The sequence below is a fragment of the Halolactibacillus miurensis genome, from assembly GCF_900116255.1.
GTDB lineage: Bacteria > Bacillota > Bacilli > Bacillales > Amphibacillaceae > Halolactibacillus > Halolactibacillus miurensis.
Genome location: NZ_FPAI01000003.1, coordinates 186,051 through 202,319, shown reverse-complemented (window position 1 = coordinate 202,319; position 16,269 = coordinate 186,051). Strand labels below are relative to the sequence as shown.

Here is a 16,269-nt window from a genome sequence, read left to right as displayed (position 1 = left end):
CATGTTTCAGCTGCATAAAAAGAGCCGAAACATGTGAAATATAAGCTTGAAATTATTGGTTAAAACTTCTCGCCAACACCATTTGACAAAGAACCTGATTTATACGTGAAATTCGAATAAATATTCATTAAAATAACTTTTATACAGTAATATCATGAAAAAGGTTGTATAAACATACATAATACAGTATAATAATTAATCACAAAGAGGAACGGAAAGATAGAGGGGGAAACATAAATGAACGTAGGTATTGTTGGAGGGACAGGTTACGGTGCGATTGAATTGATGCGCTTTTTAACCAACCACCAAGCAGTGGAGAAGATGTATCTTTATTCGCAATCAAAACAAGGAACAAACATTAGTGACGTCTATCCGCACCTTGATACAATCATTGACGTCGCAATGGAAGAATTAACGGTTGAACATGTCGCGCGACATGTCGATGTCTTATTTTTTGCGACACCACCGGCCGTTAGTCATAAATGGGTGCCCGCCTTATTAGAGACAGAGGTTAAAATCATTGATTTATCTGGTGACTTTCGTTTAGCTGACCCAGCGGTCTATGAAGCGTGGTACAACAAAACGACCGCGAGCAAAGCGTATTTGAATCAAGCCGTCTACGGTTTAGCTGATGTGTATCGAGATAAAATTAAAGACGCGCAGTTAATCGCTAATCCAGGCTGCTATCCAACCGCCACACTACTCGGGTTACTCCCGGTCATTGATCAAGCGTTTATTGATCGTAACTCTATTATTGTAGACGGGAAGACAGGGGTGTCAGGCGCGGGTCGCTCGCTTTCCCAAGGCGTACACTATGCTGAGATGAATGAAAATACACGTGCTTATGCAGTCGGGTCTCATAAGCATACGCCAGAAATCGAACGTTTTTTATCTGAAAAAACTGAAAAATCAATCTTTATTAATTTTACGCCTCATATTGTGCCGATGACGCGCGGGATTTTGGTAACGATGTATGTGAATTTAACAGAAGCAATAAGTGAAGAGGCTATAAGGGAACTTTATCAATCGTTCTATCGAGATCGCGCCTTTGTCCGGGTGAAACCGGGTCACAGTTTACCGGAAACAAAACAGGTGTATGGCTCTAATTATTGTGATCTACACATAACGGTTGATGAAAGGACACAGCGCCTAATTATTGTATCGGTGATCGATAATTTAGTGAAGGGTGCTTCAGGACAAGCGATTCAAAATATGAATCTTTTATACGGTTTAGATGAAACAGAAGGACTGAACCTTAGTCCACTGTATCCATAATTCGACTGAGAGGGGATGAGCATGATGATGACGACATTAAAAAAAGAGATGACGATATTAGAAAACGGCGACATCGCTACACCAAAGGGGTTTGAAGCCGGTGGGTTACATGCCGGTATTAGAAAAAGGAAACTCGATTTAGCTTGGCTATATTCAGACGTGCCAGCTGTCGCGGCGGGGGTTTATACGTTAAATAGTTTTCAAGCGGCACCACTTAAGGTGACACAAGACAGTATTAAGGTAGACGGCAAGATTCAAGCACTGATTGTTAATTCAGGAGTGGCAAATGCTTGTACGGGTGAGCAAGGAGACAAAGATGCCCTGATAATGCGGGACTTAATGAGTAAGAAGTTTGGCGTAAAAAAGCATCATGTGGCAGTAGCCTCGACTGGTGTCATTGGTGAGTTATTACCGATGGACAAAATTACGGCCGGTATTGCCCAGATGGATAGAGCCGCGCAAACGAGTGATATGTTTGAAACAGCTATTCTTACGACAGATACAAAAGAAAAACGTGCCTGTGTTCAGATTGACATTGAAGGTAAAACCGTTACGATTGCTGGAGCGGCGAAGGGTTCTGGCATGATTAATCCAAATATGGCCACGATGCTGAGCTTTATTACGACAGATGCCACTATTGAAAAAGCTGCCCTTGATCAATCATTAAAGGCCATTACAAATCAATCATTTAATATGATTACCGTTGATGGGGATACGTCAACCAATGATATGGTTCTCGTACTTGCGAACGGCAAGCAAGACCATACCCCGCTAAATACGGCTCATAAAGATTATCCGTTATTTGAACAAGCTCTCACCTTCGTCTGTCAAACACTAGCGAAAGAAATTGCACGAGACGGTGAAGGGGCAACAAAATTAATTGAAGTTCATGTGAGTGGAACCGCTCATGATGAAAGTGCGCAAAAGATTGGCAAAGCTGTCATTTCATCTAACTTAGTAAAAACAGCCATCCACGGCGCCGATGCGAATTGGGGCCGGATTATTACCGCCGTTGGTTATAGCGGCGAACCAATTGATCCGAATCAGGTGAGTGTGAAGTTAGGGGAGATCACCGTTGTCAATCACGGTGTACCTGTGTCGTTTAGTGAAGAAGAGGCCAAACAATATTTACAACAAACGGACGTTTCCATTGATGTGAATGTCGGTGATGGACCAGGCGAAGCCTACGGTTGGGGTTGTGATTTAAGTTATGAGTATGTCAGAATCAATGCGTCTTACCGGACGTAAAGGGGGATTTTTGATGCAGACGATTGTGTTTAAATGTGGTGGCAGTATTGTCGATGAGTTACCGGAATCATTCTTTAAGATGCTTGGTTCGCTAAAAGAATCGCATGTTATCGCGCCAGTAATCGTGCACGGCGGTGGGCCAATGATCTCGTCAAAATTAAAACAATTAAATGTCACATCAACCTTTATCGATGGCTTAAGAGTAACAACGAACGAAGTACTAGATGTTGTTGAAATGGTCTTAAGTGGGGCTGTCAATAAACAAATCGTGCGTAAACTTTCGCAGTTCAACACCAAAGTGATGGGGGTTAGCGGTGTGGACGGTGGCTTACTTAAAGCAACCCCGGTAAAGAAAGCTTCTCACATCGGTTATGTTGGTGAAGTGACAGCTGTGAATCATGACTTTTTAACAACGTTAACGACCAACGGATATATTCCGGTGATTTCGCCCTTAGCGCTTGGAGATGATGCCCAGCGATATAATGTGAATGCTGATATGGTTGCCGCTGCCATTGCTGAGAGTTTATCAGCACCGCTTCTTTTTATTAGTGATATTCCAGGTGTGAAAAAAGCTGATCACGTCTTACATCACTTAAGTCCAAAAGAGATTGAGGCATTAATTGAAGAGGGGACAATTTATGGCGGGATGATACCGAAAGTCCAATCGGCGCTCGCTGCCTTAGAAAAAGGTGTGCCAGAAGTAGCGATTGTTAGTGGCTTAGAGGAAAAGGCTATCCATCAATTTATTGCTGGAGAAGCTGTGGGAACACGAATTACATTAAGCGAGGTGTCTTATGTCTAACCTAACAATGATTGACCCAGTTATGGAAACATACGGCCGCTTTCCGATTACGTTAACGTACGGCGAGGGGTCATATGTCTATGACGAAGCAGGGATAAAGTATTTAGATTATACCGCAGGAATTGCGACGTGTAATCTCGGTCATAGGCCGCCGAGTGTTCAACAAGCGGTTGAACAACAATTAAACAGTTTGTGGCACGTGTCTAACCTTTATCATATTCAACCACAAGAACAATTAGCCAAGCTACTAACGGAAAATACCGTGTTTGATCAAGTGTTTTTTGGTAACAGCGGAGCTGAAGCAAATGAAGGCGCGATTAAGCTCGCAAGGCGTTATCATCAAAAAATAAAAAAGAACCACCGTTTTGAGATTGTGACGTTTAAACAATCGTTCCACGGCCGAACACTCGCAACTTTAAAGGCGACCGGTCAAGAAAAAATTCAAGACGGGTTTACCCCGCATATGCCAGGGTTTCGATATTTGCCTTATAACGATGTCGACGCTCTTGATGATTTAATCCACGACGAGACAGCGGCGGTCATGTTGGAGCTGACTCAAGGTGAGGGTGGGGTCATTCCTGCGGAAAAAGAATGGGTCGAGCAATTAGTGACAACATGCCAACAAGCGGGTGTATTAGTCATTGTTGACGAGATTCAGACTGGCGTCGGCCGGACCGGTACGCTTTACTTATATGAACAATACGGATTTGAACCAGATATTTTAACGTCCGCTAAAGGTTTAGCCTCTGGCTTTCCTATTGGTGCCGTGCTCGCTAAACACGACGTCGCGAAAGCTTTCTCAAAAGGCACACACGGATCGACCTTTGGTGGGAATCCGATTGTGACAACGGCGGGTCTTGCCACCTTACAAGCCGTATTAGCACCAGGTTTTTTATCAGAGGTTAAACAAAAGGCCAATGACTTCATTACGGGACTAAACCAAATAAAAGAGGCAAATTCAACGATTAAGATCGTTCGTGCGAGTGGGTTTTTAATTGGTTTAGAACTAACTGAACCGGCAATTGATTATGTGAATAAAGCAAGGGAAGAGATGCAGACACTCTTTGTGATGGCTGGGCCAAATGTGTTAAGAATTCTGCCACCATTAACGACGACAGAAGAAGAAATGCATAAAGCGCTCCGCGTGATTCATGATCTCTTCGTGTGAAGGAAGCAATTTTGTCGGTGTTATTATTAGATAAAAATAACGGTTAATATCAACTTATATGGGGAATCTCCTATATGAGTTGTTTTTATGCCTGTAATAAAAGTTGTTGAAGTATTGTCGCTAGCTAAAGGATAACGTAATATATGAAGGTCGCAAGTGATAAAGTGAAACTGAGCACAATGAGAGTCACTATAAGTAAAGATAAATGATGAAAAGAGGAGAAACAATGAAAACATTTAAAGCTTACCGTCTAGAACAAATCAATGATGAAATCATCGGTTCAGTGCAAACTCTAACAGAAACAGATTTACCAGAAGGAGAAGTCTTAGTTAAAGTACATTACTCAGGGATTAACTATAAAGATGCGATGGCGAATATGACGAAGTCACCTATCGTGAAACAATACCCGTTTACACCTGGTATTGATTTAGCGGGTGAGGTCGTTGAATCGATTGATGACCGCTTTACAGAGGGGGATAAGGTCATTGTGACAAGTTATGAACTAGGTGTGAGTCATGATGGTGGATTCAGTGAGTACCAACGCGTCAAAGCCGAGTGGGTCGTACCCTTGCCAGATGGCCTAACATTAAAACAAGCGATGATTTTAGGGACGGCAGGCTTAACGGCGGCGCTCTCTGTTGATCAATTAGAACAACATCAAATGGATCAAGCACTTCCGGTACTTGTGACCGGCGCAACAGGTGGGGTTGGCTCGATTTCAACGGCCATATTGAAAAATTTAGGTTACCGCGTTGCGGCGATGACAGGAAAAAGTGAGATGCATGATTGGTTAATGTCACTTGGGGCAGAGTCAATCGTTGACCGAGAAACGTTTATGAATGAAAAACCACGCGTACTAGACCGTGAACAGTATGCTGGGGCGGTTGAAGTTGCCGGTGGTGAGGTCTTATCGCGCGTGCTCACTAAAGTTACGTATAACGGTACGGTTAGTCTTAGTGGTTTAACCGCAGGTGTCAAAGTACCAGCCACGGTTTATCCGTTTATATTACGCGGTATTCACTTGGCTGGCATTGATTCCGTCTATTGTCCAATCGCTACACGAAAAGCGATGTGGCACCGTCTAGCTACTGATTATAAATTAACCGATGACCAATTTAACCAAATTGGTCACGACGTCATTATTTTAGAAGAATTAAGTGATAAACTCCCGCGCATTCTTTCCGGTGGGGCAAAAGGTCGCTATGTTGTGGCATTGGTGTAAGTGGAGTCATTTTTAAAGGGTCTGTTTGTGTGCCTGTACGGTAATTTAAGTGAAAACAGCTTATTCCATTCGTTTAACCGATAAATAAAGTAATTCACATCTATACTTATTGGTTAATATGTTGATATTTTTCTTTAATCACTTGTCTGAAAAAGGTTGAAAATCAGATTAATAATCAATAAAAACAAAAAAGCAAAACCCACTAAAACCTTGTTAATTAAAGGTTTTAGTGGGTTTTTTAAAGTTTTTTAAAATATTTAAGGATTCTTTCTTGATTGTACGTACGAATTATATTACTATAAGAGTGTGGTATTAAACATCCGTACAAGGATTTAAACTTAGGAAGGTGTTGATGGAAAGATGTTAGAGGCATTAAAAGAACAAGTGTTAAAAGCAAACCTTGACTTGCCTAAACATGGTTTAGTGACGTTTACATGGGGCAATGTAAGCGGTTACGATAAAGATTCGGGTCTTGTGGTGATTAAGCCAAGTGGTGTGCCTTATAGCGAGATGACCGTCGATGACTTAGTTGTCGTAGACTTAGATGGCAATGTCGTTGAAGGAGATAAAAAACCTTCATCAGATACGCCGACACACTTAGTGCTCTATAAAAACTTTGAAGGCATCGGTGGTGTCGTCCATACGCATTCCCCTTGGGCAACAAGTTGGGCTCAGGCAGGTTGCGCCGTCCCGGCACTTGGCACAACACACGGTGATTACTTCTATGGTGAGATTCCCTGTACGCGTCGGATGACTGAAGAAGAAATTAAAGGTGAGTATGAAAAAGAAACAGGTCACGTCATTGTAGAGACATTTAAGTATTGTGATCCACTTATGGTACCGAGTGTACTCGTGCACTCACATGCGCCATTTAACTGGGGGAAAGACCCAGAAGAAGCGGTACATAACGCTGTCGTGTTAGAAGAAGTCGCCAAAATGGCTCTTAGAACGTATCAAATTAATCCGGATACAAAAGATATGCAACAGACGTTACTAGATAAACATTATTTACGCAAACACGGAAAAAATGCCTATTACGGGCAGAATTAATTAACGAAAAAGCAACATATCATTAAACACTTATTGGAGGAATGAACCATGTTAAAAACAAAACCGTACACTTTTTGGTTTGTGACAGGTAGTCAGCCGTTATACGGCGAGGAAACATTAATTGAGGTGGCTGATAATTCAAAAGTTGTCGTCGATGGATTGAATGCGTCAGGTATTTTACCATTTAAGGTAGAATTTAAAGAGGTAGTGACAACAGCTGATAGTATTCATCAGTTAGCACTCGATGCAAATAACAGTAAAGAATGTGCCGGGGTTATTACTTGGATGCACACGTTCTCGCCAGCAAAATCTTGGATCGCTGGGTTAAAAGCACTTCAAACACCGCTGCTACATTTCCATACGCAATATAACCGTGATATCCCTTGGGGTTCCATTGATATGGACTTTATGAACACAAATCAAGCGGCTCACGGAGATCGCGAGTATGGCTTTATCGGTACACGTTTAGGTCTAGGTCGTAAAGTGATTGTGGGTCATTGGAAAAATGAAGACATTTTAAAACAAATCGCCGCGTGGATGAACGTTGCGATTGGCGTAAAAGAAGGCACAAATATCCGAGTCGCACGCTTTGGTGACAACATGCGTAACGTTGCCGTAACAGATGGCGATAAAATCGAAGCGCAAATTAAATTCGGTTGGACGGTTGATTACTACGGCATCGGTGATTTAGTTGAAGAAATCAATCAAGTCTCAGATGAGGCGCTTAACGCTCTGTATAAAGAATATGAAACCATGTATGACTTACCTGAAGCAGTGAAAGAAAAAGGCGATGTGTATGAGTCGATTCGCTATCAAGCGAAAGTGGAACTGGCGTTAAAATCGTTCCTTAGTAAAGGTAATTATAATGCCTTTACAACAAACTTCGAAGACTTACACGGGATGAAGCAATTACCAGGACTTGCTTGTCAGCGTCTCATGGCTGAAGGCTATGGTTTTGCGGGTGAAGGTGACTGGCGTACGGCTGCGTTAGTTCGTTTAATGAAAATTATGTCTGATAATAAAGCGACAACGTTCATGGAAGATTATACGTATCACTTAGAACCGGGTAATGAAATGATTCTTGGCTCACATATGTTAGAAATTTGCCCGACAGTCAGCGCGACAAAACCAAAAATTGTGGTGAATCCACTTGGTATTGGTGGCAAAGAAGACCCAGCTCGACTCGTATTTGATGGTCAAGGAGGCGATGCGATCAATGCCTCATTAATCGAATTAGGTGGCCGTTATCGTTTAGTCATCAGTGAGATTAAAGCAGAACAACCGAAAATTGAGACACCACACTTACCGGTTGCCAAAGTATTATGGAAGCCTGAACCGAATTTAAGTGAGGCAACAGCCGCATGGATTTATGCCGGTGGGGCTCACCATACCGCGCTATCATTTACCGTAACAACCGAACAGTTGGTTGATTTTGCGGAAATGACAGATATTGAAGTGGTTGTTATCGGTAAAGATTTGAACTTACGTCAATTCAGAAATGAATTGAAATGGAATGAAGCTATTTTCCGCTAATATGCTGGTTATCATATAAAAGAGATCACGTCCCCCGCGGATCTCTTACCCCCTTTTATGTTGTTTTGTTAGAGAGGAAGCATATCCGTATGTTTCCTCAAACAACAAAACTACTGGAAGTTGTTAACATCTTATTAAAAACTCCATCATTTTGTCGCATTTCTGACTAATTCCAGATGAGTTTGTGTTAAACTAGAAAGAGATTAATAAGTCAAAAGAATGTAAGAGGTGTAACTTATGCAGACAAAATACAGTATTGTCAAACAAGCAATTAAATCAAAGATTTTAGATGGCACATTTCAACCTCATCAGAAAATTAGTTCAGAAAGTGAATTAATGAAACAATTCGGTGTCAGCCGTCACACAGTGCGCTTAGCGATTGGTGAGTTAGTTAATCAAGGGTGGTTATACCGTGAACAAGGTGCAGGAACATTTTGTGCGGATCGCTCCAAAGAGGATGAGTCTAAATTAGTAAAAAACCAAAAGAACATTGCGATTATAACGACGTACATTTCAGATTATATTTTCCCATCGATTATTCGCGGAGCTGAGTCTTATCTTAGCCAACAAGGTTATCATGTGAGTTTATTTAGTACGAATAACGACCATGATAATGAGCGTCGGTTCTTAGAAAAAATCTTAACGCAACATTTTGATGGCGTCATTGTCGAACCGACAAAAAGTGCGATCAGTAATCCGAACATTAATTATTATTTAAACTTGGAGCGTCAAAATATTCCTTATATTATGATTAACTCTTTTTATGATGAACTTGAGCCGTTAAGTATTACGTTAAATGATGAACAGGGTGGTTTGCTTCAAACCGAACACTTAATTGAACTTGGTCATACGAATATCGTTGGGTTCTTTAAAAATGATGATGGACAAGGTTCGAAACGGATGAAGGGGTATTTAAAAGCTCACCGTAAAAATGGTCTGAGTATCAATCCAAACAATATCATTCTTTACAGTACGGAAGGTAAATACCATCATCCGCAAACAGAACTTGAAAAGTTATTAGCTTTACCAGAAAAGGAACGTCCGACAGGTTTAGTCTGTTATAATGATGAGCTTGCGATTGCGTTACTCGATGTTGTACGTGAGAAAGGGTTATCGGTGCCTGACGATTTATCGATCATCGGTTTTGACGATTCCTTCCTTGCGGAAGTGTCGGAAGTAAAATTAACGACAGTGAAACACCCGCAAAGTGAGTTAGGGGAAGTAGCGGCTAAGATGATCCTAGATTTAGTCAAGGACCAAAGTGGCACGCAGAAAAAGAAAGAAGAACCGGTAGAATCGGTCGTATTTGAACCTGTACTCGTGGAACGTTCATCAACGACCAAACCGAAACATTAATCTTTGTTTTGAGTATTTCTATAGCTTCATATAGCCGTAACTCGTGTTGCGGCTATTTTTACACGCGAAATGAAAGCGTTTCAAAAAATACTTGGCATAAATATTTACAATAGTAGAGGGGCTGATGTAGTTGATAAAGAAAGACTACTTACCAAAAGATACACCGTTTGATCCTGATGTGATGAAAGATGAAACAAAGTGGGGCAGTTACGGTGCACATGACCCGGCGATTATTAAAGAAGGTGAGATGTATTATGTCTTTTCAACCGATACAGGAGGAAAAGATCATGTTAAAGCGGGGATTCAGATTAGACAATCACCGGACTTAATACATTGGACCTTTGTCGGCCGTGCCTTTAGTGATGGTGTACCACGTGAGGCGTATAATTGGACTGAGGCAAACGGTCTTTGGGCTCCAGAGGTTGTTAAAATGAATGGAAAGTTCTATTTGTATTACGCGGCTAGCCAATTTGGTAAAACACAATCGTTTATCGGTGTCGCGGTAAGTGATTCTGTGACGGGGCCGTATGAAGATTTGGGACTTGTTTATAAATCAGTGAGAGGGACAGAGGGTCCCAATGCGATTGATCCGAATATTACCTTTACCCCAGAAGGGCAAGTTTATATGGTGTTTGGATCATTTTTCGGAGGGCTTTATGTCAATGAAATAGAGCCGAAGACAGGAAAATTTAAAACGCCTGGACCGGGCACACTGATCGCTAAACGTCATACATCCGTCGACCGTGCGTTAGAAGGGCCCTACATTATTTATAATGACGTGTTTGATTACTACTATTTATTTGTCTCTTATGACTCATTATTTGCAGATTACAATATTCGTATTGGACGTTCCAAATCAATTACCGGGCCTTATACAGACTACAATGGAAAAGAGCTCACAGACATTGAAGGCAATCAAGACGAGATTGGCATGAAAGTACTCGGTAGCTATAAGTTTAGTGACGGGGAAGGTTGGCTCGCGCCAGGGCATAATTCTGTGCTAAAAGATAGTGACGATTATTTTGTCTGTCACCACGTGAGAGAACCGGTGAATAAACATGTCCACTACGTCCATATCAGAAAGATTTTATGGTCCGATGAAGGATGGCCACTCGTATCGCCCGAACGATTCGCGGGTGAAGATAATCGTGAGATCAAAGACCATGACCTACAAGGTCAGTGGGAATTCGTTCGGATTGATCCGACTAACCATGATCAAGACCTTGCTTATCAAGTCGCACTCACCGAACCAAAAGACCGGCCGCGTTTTATTGTGAAACCGACCAAAAACAGTGTCAAAGTCCATTTAAGTGATGAGGTGCTAGATGGTAAAGTGAGCGCAGGTTGGGACTGGGAGCGTTGGTGTGAGACGATTGTATTTGCCGGGTATAATCATAAAGGTGTTGTGACGATGGGAAAGAAAATAACTGGTAAGTAAAAAACATGAACGGGATTCTTTAGTAACTGACACAAAAGATAAAGTTTATCTATTGAAAACGGTTACTAAAAACTTTATACTAAATATACCTATACGTACAAATGTGTTTTAAAAAGAATTAATTAAACATTTGTACACAAGAGTTGAACTGAATAGGAGAGGTGAAGATGGTGAAAATGAAAGCAACAATGACACTTGATCAACATTTTAAGATTGCAGAAGTGGATAAACGGATTTATGGTTCGTTTATTGAACATTTAGGACGTGCCGTGTATGGCGGCATTTATGAACCAGATCATCCCAATAGTGATGAACAAGGGTTTAGGCAAGATGTGATTGATTTAGTAAAAGAATTAAACGTACCGATTGTCCGATATCCTGGTGGGAATATGGTGTCCGCTTATAACTGGGAAGATGGGGTTGGACCAAAAGAAGACCGTCCCCGCAGATTAGAGCTTGCTTGGCGAACGATTGAAACAAATGAAGTAGGCACAAATGAATTCGTCGATTGGGCAAAGAAAGTCAATGCTGATGTGATGATGGCAGTTAATCTCGGGACAAGAGGGATTGATGCGGCAAGAAACTTAATTGAATACACCAATCACCCAAGTGGGACGTATTATAGTGACTTGCGCAGAAAGCATGGTTATGAACAACCTCACAATATTAAAACGTGGTGTTTAGGGAATGAAATGGATGGGCCGTGGCAAGTCGGACATAAAACAGCCTATGAATATGGTCGTTTGGCGAATGAAACAGGAAAAGCGATGAAACTCGTTGATCCAGATATTGAGCTCGTTGCCTGTGGAAGTTCGAATACGAATATGCCCACCTTCCCTGAATATGAAGCAACGACGCTTGATTTAAGTTATGACACAGTCGATTATATTTCGCTTCATCAATATTACGGTAACCGCTCAAATGATACGGCTAACTACTTAGCGAAAAACTTAGATATGGACCACTTCATTAAAACAGTGACGGCTACGTGTGATTATATTAAAGCAAAGCATCGCAGTAAAAAGACAATCAACTTAAGTTTTGATGAGTGGAACGTTTGGTATCATTCTAATGAACAAGACCAACAAATTGAACCATGGTCAATTGCCCCGCCCCAATTAGAAGATCACTATAATTTTGAAGACGCCTTACTCGTTGGTAGTATGTTAATTACGTTCCTTCAACATGCGGATCGGGTGAAGATGGCGGCGATGGCACAACTCGTCAACGTGATTGCACCAATTATGACAGAAAACGGTGGCGGTAGCTTTAAACAGACGATTTTTTATCCTTATATGCATACATCGGTCTTCGGTCGCGGTGTCTCGCTTAAACCGATTCTTAACGTGCCAAAGTATGATTCAAAAGACTTTACTGATGTGCCGTATTTAGATGCGGCGGCTGTTCATAACGAGGAAGAAGAAGCATTGACTATCTTTATTGTAAATAAGCACCTGACGGATGCGATGCCATTAGACATTGACTTACGTAGCTTTGAAGGGTACAAGCTTGTCGAACATATTGAACTTTACCATGATGATGTGAAAGCTGTTAATACGATGGCCCATGAAGCAGTTAAACCATCGCTTAACAATGCGACAACGTTTGAATTAGGTCAGTTATCAGCGCAACTGAAGAAAACGTCATGGAATGTGATTCGTTTGAGAAAATAACATTAAATAAACATGCCATAGTAGTAATAAACAATTAATCAATAAGTACCAAAACTAAATCAAGACGTACTTAAACGAGGATAGTAAATATATTAGATGAGGTGAGAGTATGACACATCGTGCAGTCATTAATGCGGATGTCACAAAAGGCATCATTGATAAAAATATTTATGGACAGTTTGCCGAACACTTAGGTCGTTGTATTTATGAAGGGCTATGGGTCGGAGAAGATAGTGCCATTGAAAATACAAAAGGGATTAGAAATGATGTTCTACATGCACTAAAAGAGTTAAAAATTCCAGTGTTACGCTGGCCGGGTGGTTGTTTTGCGGATGAATACCACTGGAAAGATGGTGTGGGTCCAAGAGAAAAAAGAAAACGTATGGTCAATACGCACTGGGGTGGGTTAGTTGAGAACAATCACTTTGGCACACATGAATTCATGGCTCTTTGTGAGATGTTAGGAGCTGAACCATATATCAACGGCAATGTTGGTTCAGGTACCGTTCAAGAAATGTCTGAGTGGGTTGAATATATGACATTTGATGGCGAGTCACCTATGGCGAACTGGCGTAAGGAAAATGGCCAAGCCTTGCCATGGCGTGTGAAATATTTTGGTGTTGGTAATGAAAACTGGGGTTGTGGTGGTAACATGCGCCCTGAGTTTTATGCTGATTTGTATCGTCAGTTCCAAACGTATGTGAGAAATTATGGCGAGAATAAGATTTATAAAATTGCGGGTGGCGCAAATGTGGCTGATTTTAATTGGACAGAAGTATTGATGCGCGAAGCGGCACCGTTTATGGATGGCTTAAGCTTCCACTACTATGTGCACCCAGGTGGTTTTTGGAATAAGGGTGACGCGGTCCGCTTCGACGAAGCGGAGTGGGATATTTCCATGCAGAAAGCTTACCATATCGAAACACTAATCGATAAGCATGCGACCATTATGGATAAATATGATCCTGAAAAACGCATCGCGATGATTGTCGATGAGTGGGGCGCTTGGTATGATGTTGAACCAGGCACCAATCCTGGCTTCTTGTATCAACAGAACACGGTAAGAGATGCGCTCATTGCAGGTATTTCTTTAAATATCTTTAATAATCACAATGATCGGATTAAGATGGCAAATATCGCTCAAATGGTTAACGTCATTCAATCCATGGTATTAACTGAAGGTGATCAAATGTTATTAACACCGACGTACCATGTCTTTAAAATGTACACCGTTCACCAAGACAGTGAACGCGTAAGCTTGGATATTGATACCACCTCTTTAGAAGCAGATGGCATCAACTATCCACAAGTGAACGGATCGGCTTCTAAACAAGAAGACGGTACAGTTAATATCACACTAACAAATGCTTCGCGAACAGACGAAGCTACACTCGATTTACACGTGCGTGGTCTGGATTATAAAAATGTTATAGGTGAAGTCATTACTTCCACTGACATGCATCATCATAATACTTTTGATGAACCAGAAAAAGTCACGCCAACAGCCTTTACTGACTTTAAAGAGATAGATGGTGGAATAAATGTATCATTACCACCTATGTCTGTTGTCTTATTAACTATTCAAGCGTCATAATAAAAAACAAGCCTAGCGATAGGCTTGTTTTTATTTGAAAGAAAAAACGAGTGGTTAATAAAAAGGTTAATCAAACAAACGTCTTAGCAAGCGTTTTGGATAAGTTATAAACGTTTTAGTTATACGAACGACTTTGACGATAATATGTTATAAATGGCTTTATTTCTGACATCAAGCTATATTTAACGGCGTTTCCATAAGATATTCGCATGATAAATAGAAAAGAATCATGATAGTCTATTGACATGTACGAACAACTATAATATAGTTGTTTTAAAGAGTTATTGACAAATTAGTTCAGGATATTGACGAAAAGCAGTTATTATTTTAGTCAAATGAAAGCGCTTATAATTTGTTAATAACAGAGATTAACGAAAAACTGGAGGTATAGAAAATGAAAAATTCTTTACGTGTGTTAATGATGTTACTCGTTAGTGCAGCTTTATTATTAAGCGCCTGTGCGGGGGGAAGTAGTTCAGAAGGTAGTGATGATTCTGGCGATGGAACGAAGAAGCTAACATTTATGTTCCGTGGTGGAACAGAAGAGGAAAAAGCTTATCAAAAAGCCATTGATGCTTTTGAAGAACAAAATCCAGGTGTAGAAGTTGAAATGATTGTAACGGCAGCTGATCAATATGCGACGAAATTGAAAGCAGCGATTACAGGTAATCAAGTACCGGATGTTTTTTATATTGCGCCGGGTGAGTTAAGATCTTACGCTCATAGTAATATTTTACTTGACTTAACAGAGTATGTAGAAAGTAATGATAAAATTAATTTAGATAATATTTGGCAATATGGTGTGGATAGTTACCGATTTGATGGTGAAACACAAGGGCAAGGGTCCATTTATGCGATGCCAAAAGATGTTGGACCGTTCTCATTAGGTTACAACAAGACAATGTTTGAAGAAGCAGGATTAGAATTACCAGATAAAGATGAACCAATGACTTGGGATGAATTTATTGAAGTGAACCAAGTGTTAACAAAAGATACTGATGGTGATGGTGAGATTGATCAATACGGTACTGGCTTTAATATTAACTGGGTACTGCAATCTTTCGTATGGAGTAACGGTGGAAGATTTATTGATGATACACAAACAAAAGTAACAGTAGACACACCAGAATTTGCGGAAGCTTTACAATGGTTTGCTGATCACCAGTTGAAATATGAAATTACGCCATCAATTGAAGATGCACAAACGTTAGATACGTACCAACGTTGGATGCAAGGTCAATTAGCGTTCTTCCCAGTAGCTCCTTGGGACTTAGCGACATTTGATACGGAATTAGATTTTGAATATGATGTTATTCCTTACCCGGCAGGTCAAACAGGCGAGTCAGCCACATGGGTTGGTACTTTAGGTATTGCGGTTGCTCAGTCAACCTCTCACCCAGACTTAGCCACAGAGTTAGTGTATTACTTAACGGCATCTGAAGAAGGCCAACAAGCGCTTGTAGATGCGCGTATTCAAATTCCTAACTTAAAAGATATGGCAGCTGATTGGGCAGCGGATGATTCAAGTATGCCAGCCAATAAAGAAGAGTATCTTCAAATCGTTGAAGATTATGGCCGCGCATTACCGGCCAATAACACGTATAATGCTGAGTGGTATGATTACTTCTTTACAAATGTTCAACCAGTTTTAGATGGTGATAAAACAGCAGCGGAGTATGTAAAAGAAGTTCAACCAAAAATGCAAGAGTATTTAGATAATGCGATTGAATTAGAGAACCAATCTAAATAACCAGTTAAAATGTTTAATGGGGAAAGAGAAGATAGTATGGTCTCTTCCCCCATTAATCCTTATAATCAGTAATTGATGTGATAACTTTCCTGATCCTAAGCAAATCTTTTTGGTAAATAAGAAAGCTTTGCTTATTATCATGGGAGGCATCAGTACTTTA

12 protein-coding genes are annotated in these 16,269 nt (G+C 40.7%); all 12 read left to right on the top strand.

From position 1 onward, the window contains the following. Positions 1 to 237 precede the first annotated feature (237 nt). Positions 238 to 1,275 (top strand): N-acetyl-gamma-glutamyl-phosphate reductase, encoded by a 1,038-nt coding sequence (gene argC / locus BM390_RS03660; protein ID WP_062320529.1) that lies wholly within the window; start codon positions 238 to 240, stop codon positions 1,273 to 1,275. A 24-nt stretch (positions 1,276 to 1,299) separates the two neighbouring features. Beyond that, positions 1,300 to 2,523, top strand: a complete 1,224-nt coding sequence (gene argJ / locus BM390_RS03655; protein WP_089852952.1) for a bifunctional glutamate N-acetyltransferase/amino-acid acetyltransferase ArgJ — start codon at positions 1,300 to 1,302, stop codon at positions 2,521 to 2,523. Positions 2,524 to 2,536: 13 nt separating this feature from the next. Then, positions 2,537 to 3,325 (top strand): acetylglutamate kinase, encoded by a 789-nt coding sequence (gene argB, locus BM390_RS03650; protein WP_089852943.1) that lies wholly within the window; start codon positions 2,537 to 2,539, stop codon positions 3,323 to 3,325. Continuing rightward, entirely contained in the window at positions 3,318 to 4,493 is a 1,176-nt protein-coding gene (locus BM390_RS03645; RefSeq protein ID WP_062320533.1) for an aspartate aminotransferase family protein, read from the top strand. The genes argB and BM390_RS03645 overlap by 8 nt, the downstream gene beginning before the upstream one ends. Positions 4,494 to 4,719: 226 nt before the next feature. Continuing rightward, on the top strand, positions 4,720 to 5,715 hold the full coding sequence (locus BM390_RS03640; protein WP_089852942.1) for an acrylyl-CoA reductase family protein: 996 nt from the start codon (positions 4,720 to 4,722) through the stop codon (positions 5,713 to 5,715). A 360-nt stretch (positions 5,716 to 6,075) separates the two neighbouring features. Next, the gene (araD, locus tag BM390_RS03635; protein ID WP_062320535.1) at positions 6,076 to 6,765 is read left to right on the top strand and encodes an L-ribulose-5-phosphate 4-epimerase; all 690 of its coding nucleotides are present in this window, start codon (positions 6,076 to 6,078) and stop codon (positions 6,763 to 6,765) included. 48 nt (positions 6,766 to 6,813) lie between these two features. Then, positions 6,814 to 8,298 carry an L-arabinose isomerase gene (gene araA / locus BM390_RS03630; RefSeq protein ID WP_089852941.1) on the top strand — a complete coding sequence of 495 codons (1,485 nt, stop codon included), beginning with the start codon at positions 6,814 to 6,816 and terminating at the stop codon, positions 8,296 to 8,298. Between the two features lie 237 nt (positions 8,299 to 8,535). After that, on the top strand, positions 8,536 to 9,654 hold the full coding sequence (locus BM390_RS03625) for a GntR family transcriptional regulator (protein WP_089852940.1): 1,119 nt from the start codon (positions 8,536 to 8,538) through the stop codon (positions 9,652 to 9,654). 130 nt (positions 9,655 to 9,784) lie between these two features. Beyond that, complete coding sequence (locus tag BM390_RS03620) at positions 9,785 to 11,092, top strand: arabinan endo-1,5-alpha-L-arabinosidase (protein ID WP_246806733.1); 1,308 nt, start codon at positions 9,785 to 9,787, stop codon at positions 11,090 to 11,092. Positions 11,093 to 11,259: 167 nt separating this feature from the next. Further along, positions 11,260 to 12,765, top strand: coding sequence for an arabinosylfuranosidase ArfA (gene arfA / locus BM390_RS03615; protein ID WP_062320541.1), 1,506 nt, complete (start codon positions 11,260 to 11,262; stop codon positions 12,763 to 12,765). Between the two features lie 109 nt (positions 12,766 to 12,874). Next, positions 12,875 to 14,359, top strand: coding sequence for an alpha-N-arabinofuranosidase (locus BM390_RS03610; protein WP_062320543.1), 1,485 nt, complete (start codon positions 12,875 to 12,877; stop codon positions 14,357 to 14,359). Positions 14,360 to 14,753: 394 nt separating this feature from the next. Further along, positions 14,754 to 16,109: an ABC transporter substrate-binding protein gene (locus BM390_RS03605; RefSeq protein ID WP_089852939.1), complete on the top strand. Its 1,356-nt coding sequence runs from the start codon at positions 14,754 to 14,756 to the stop codon at positions 16,107 to 16,109. Positions 16,110 to 16,269: the final 160 nt, after the last annotated feature.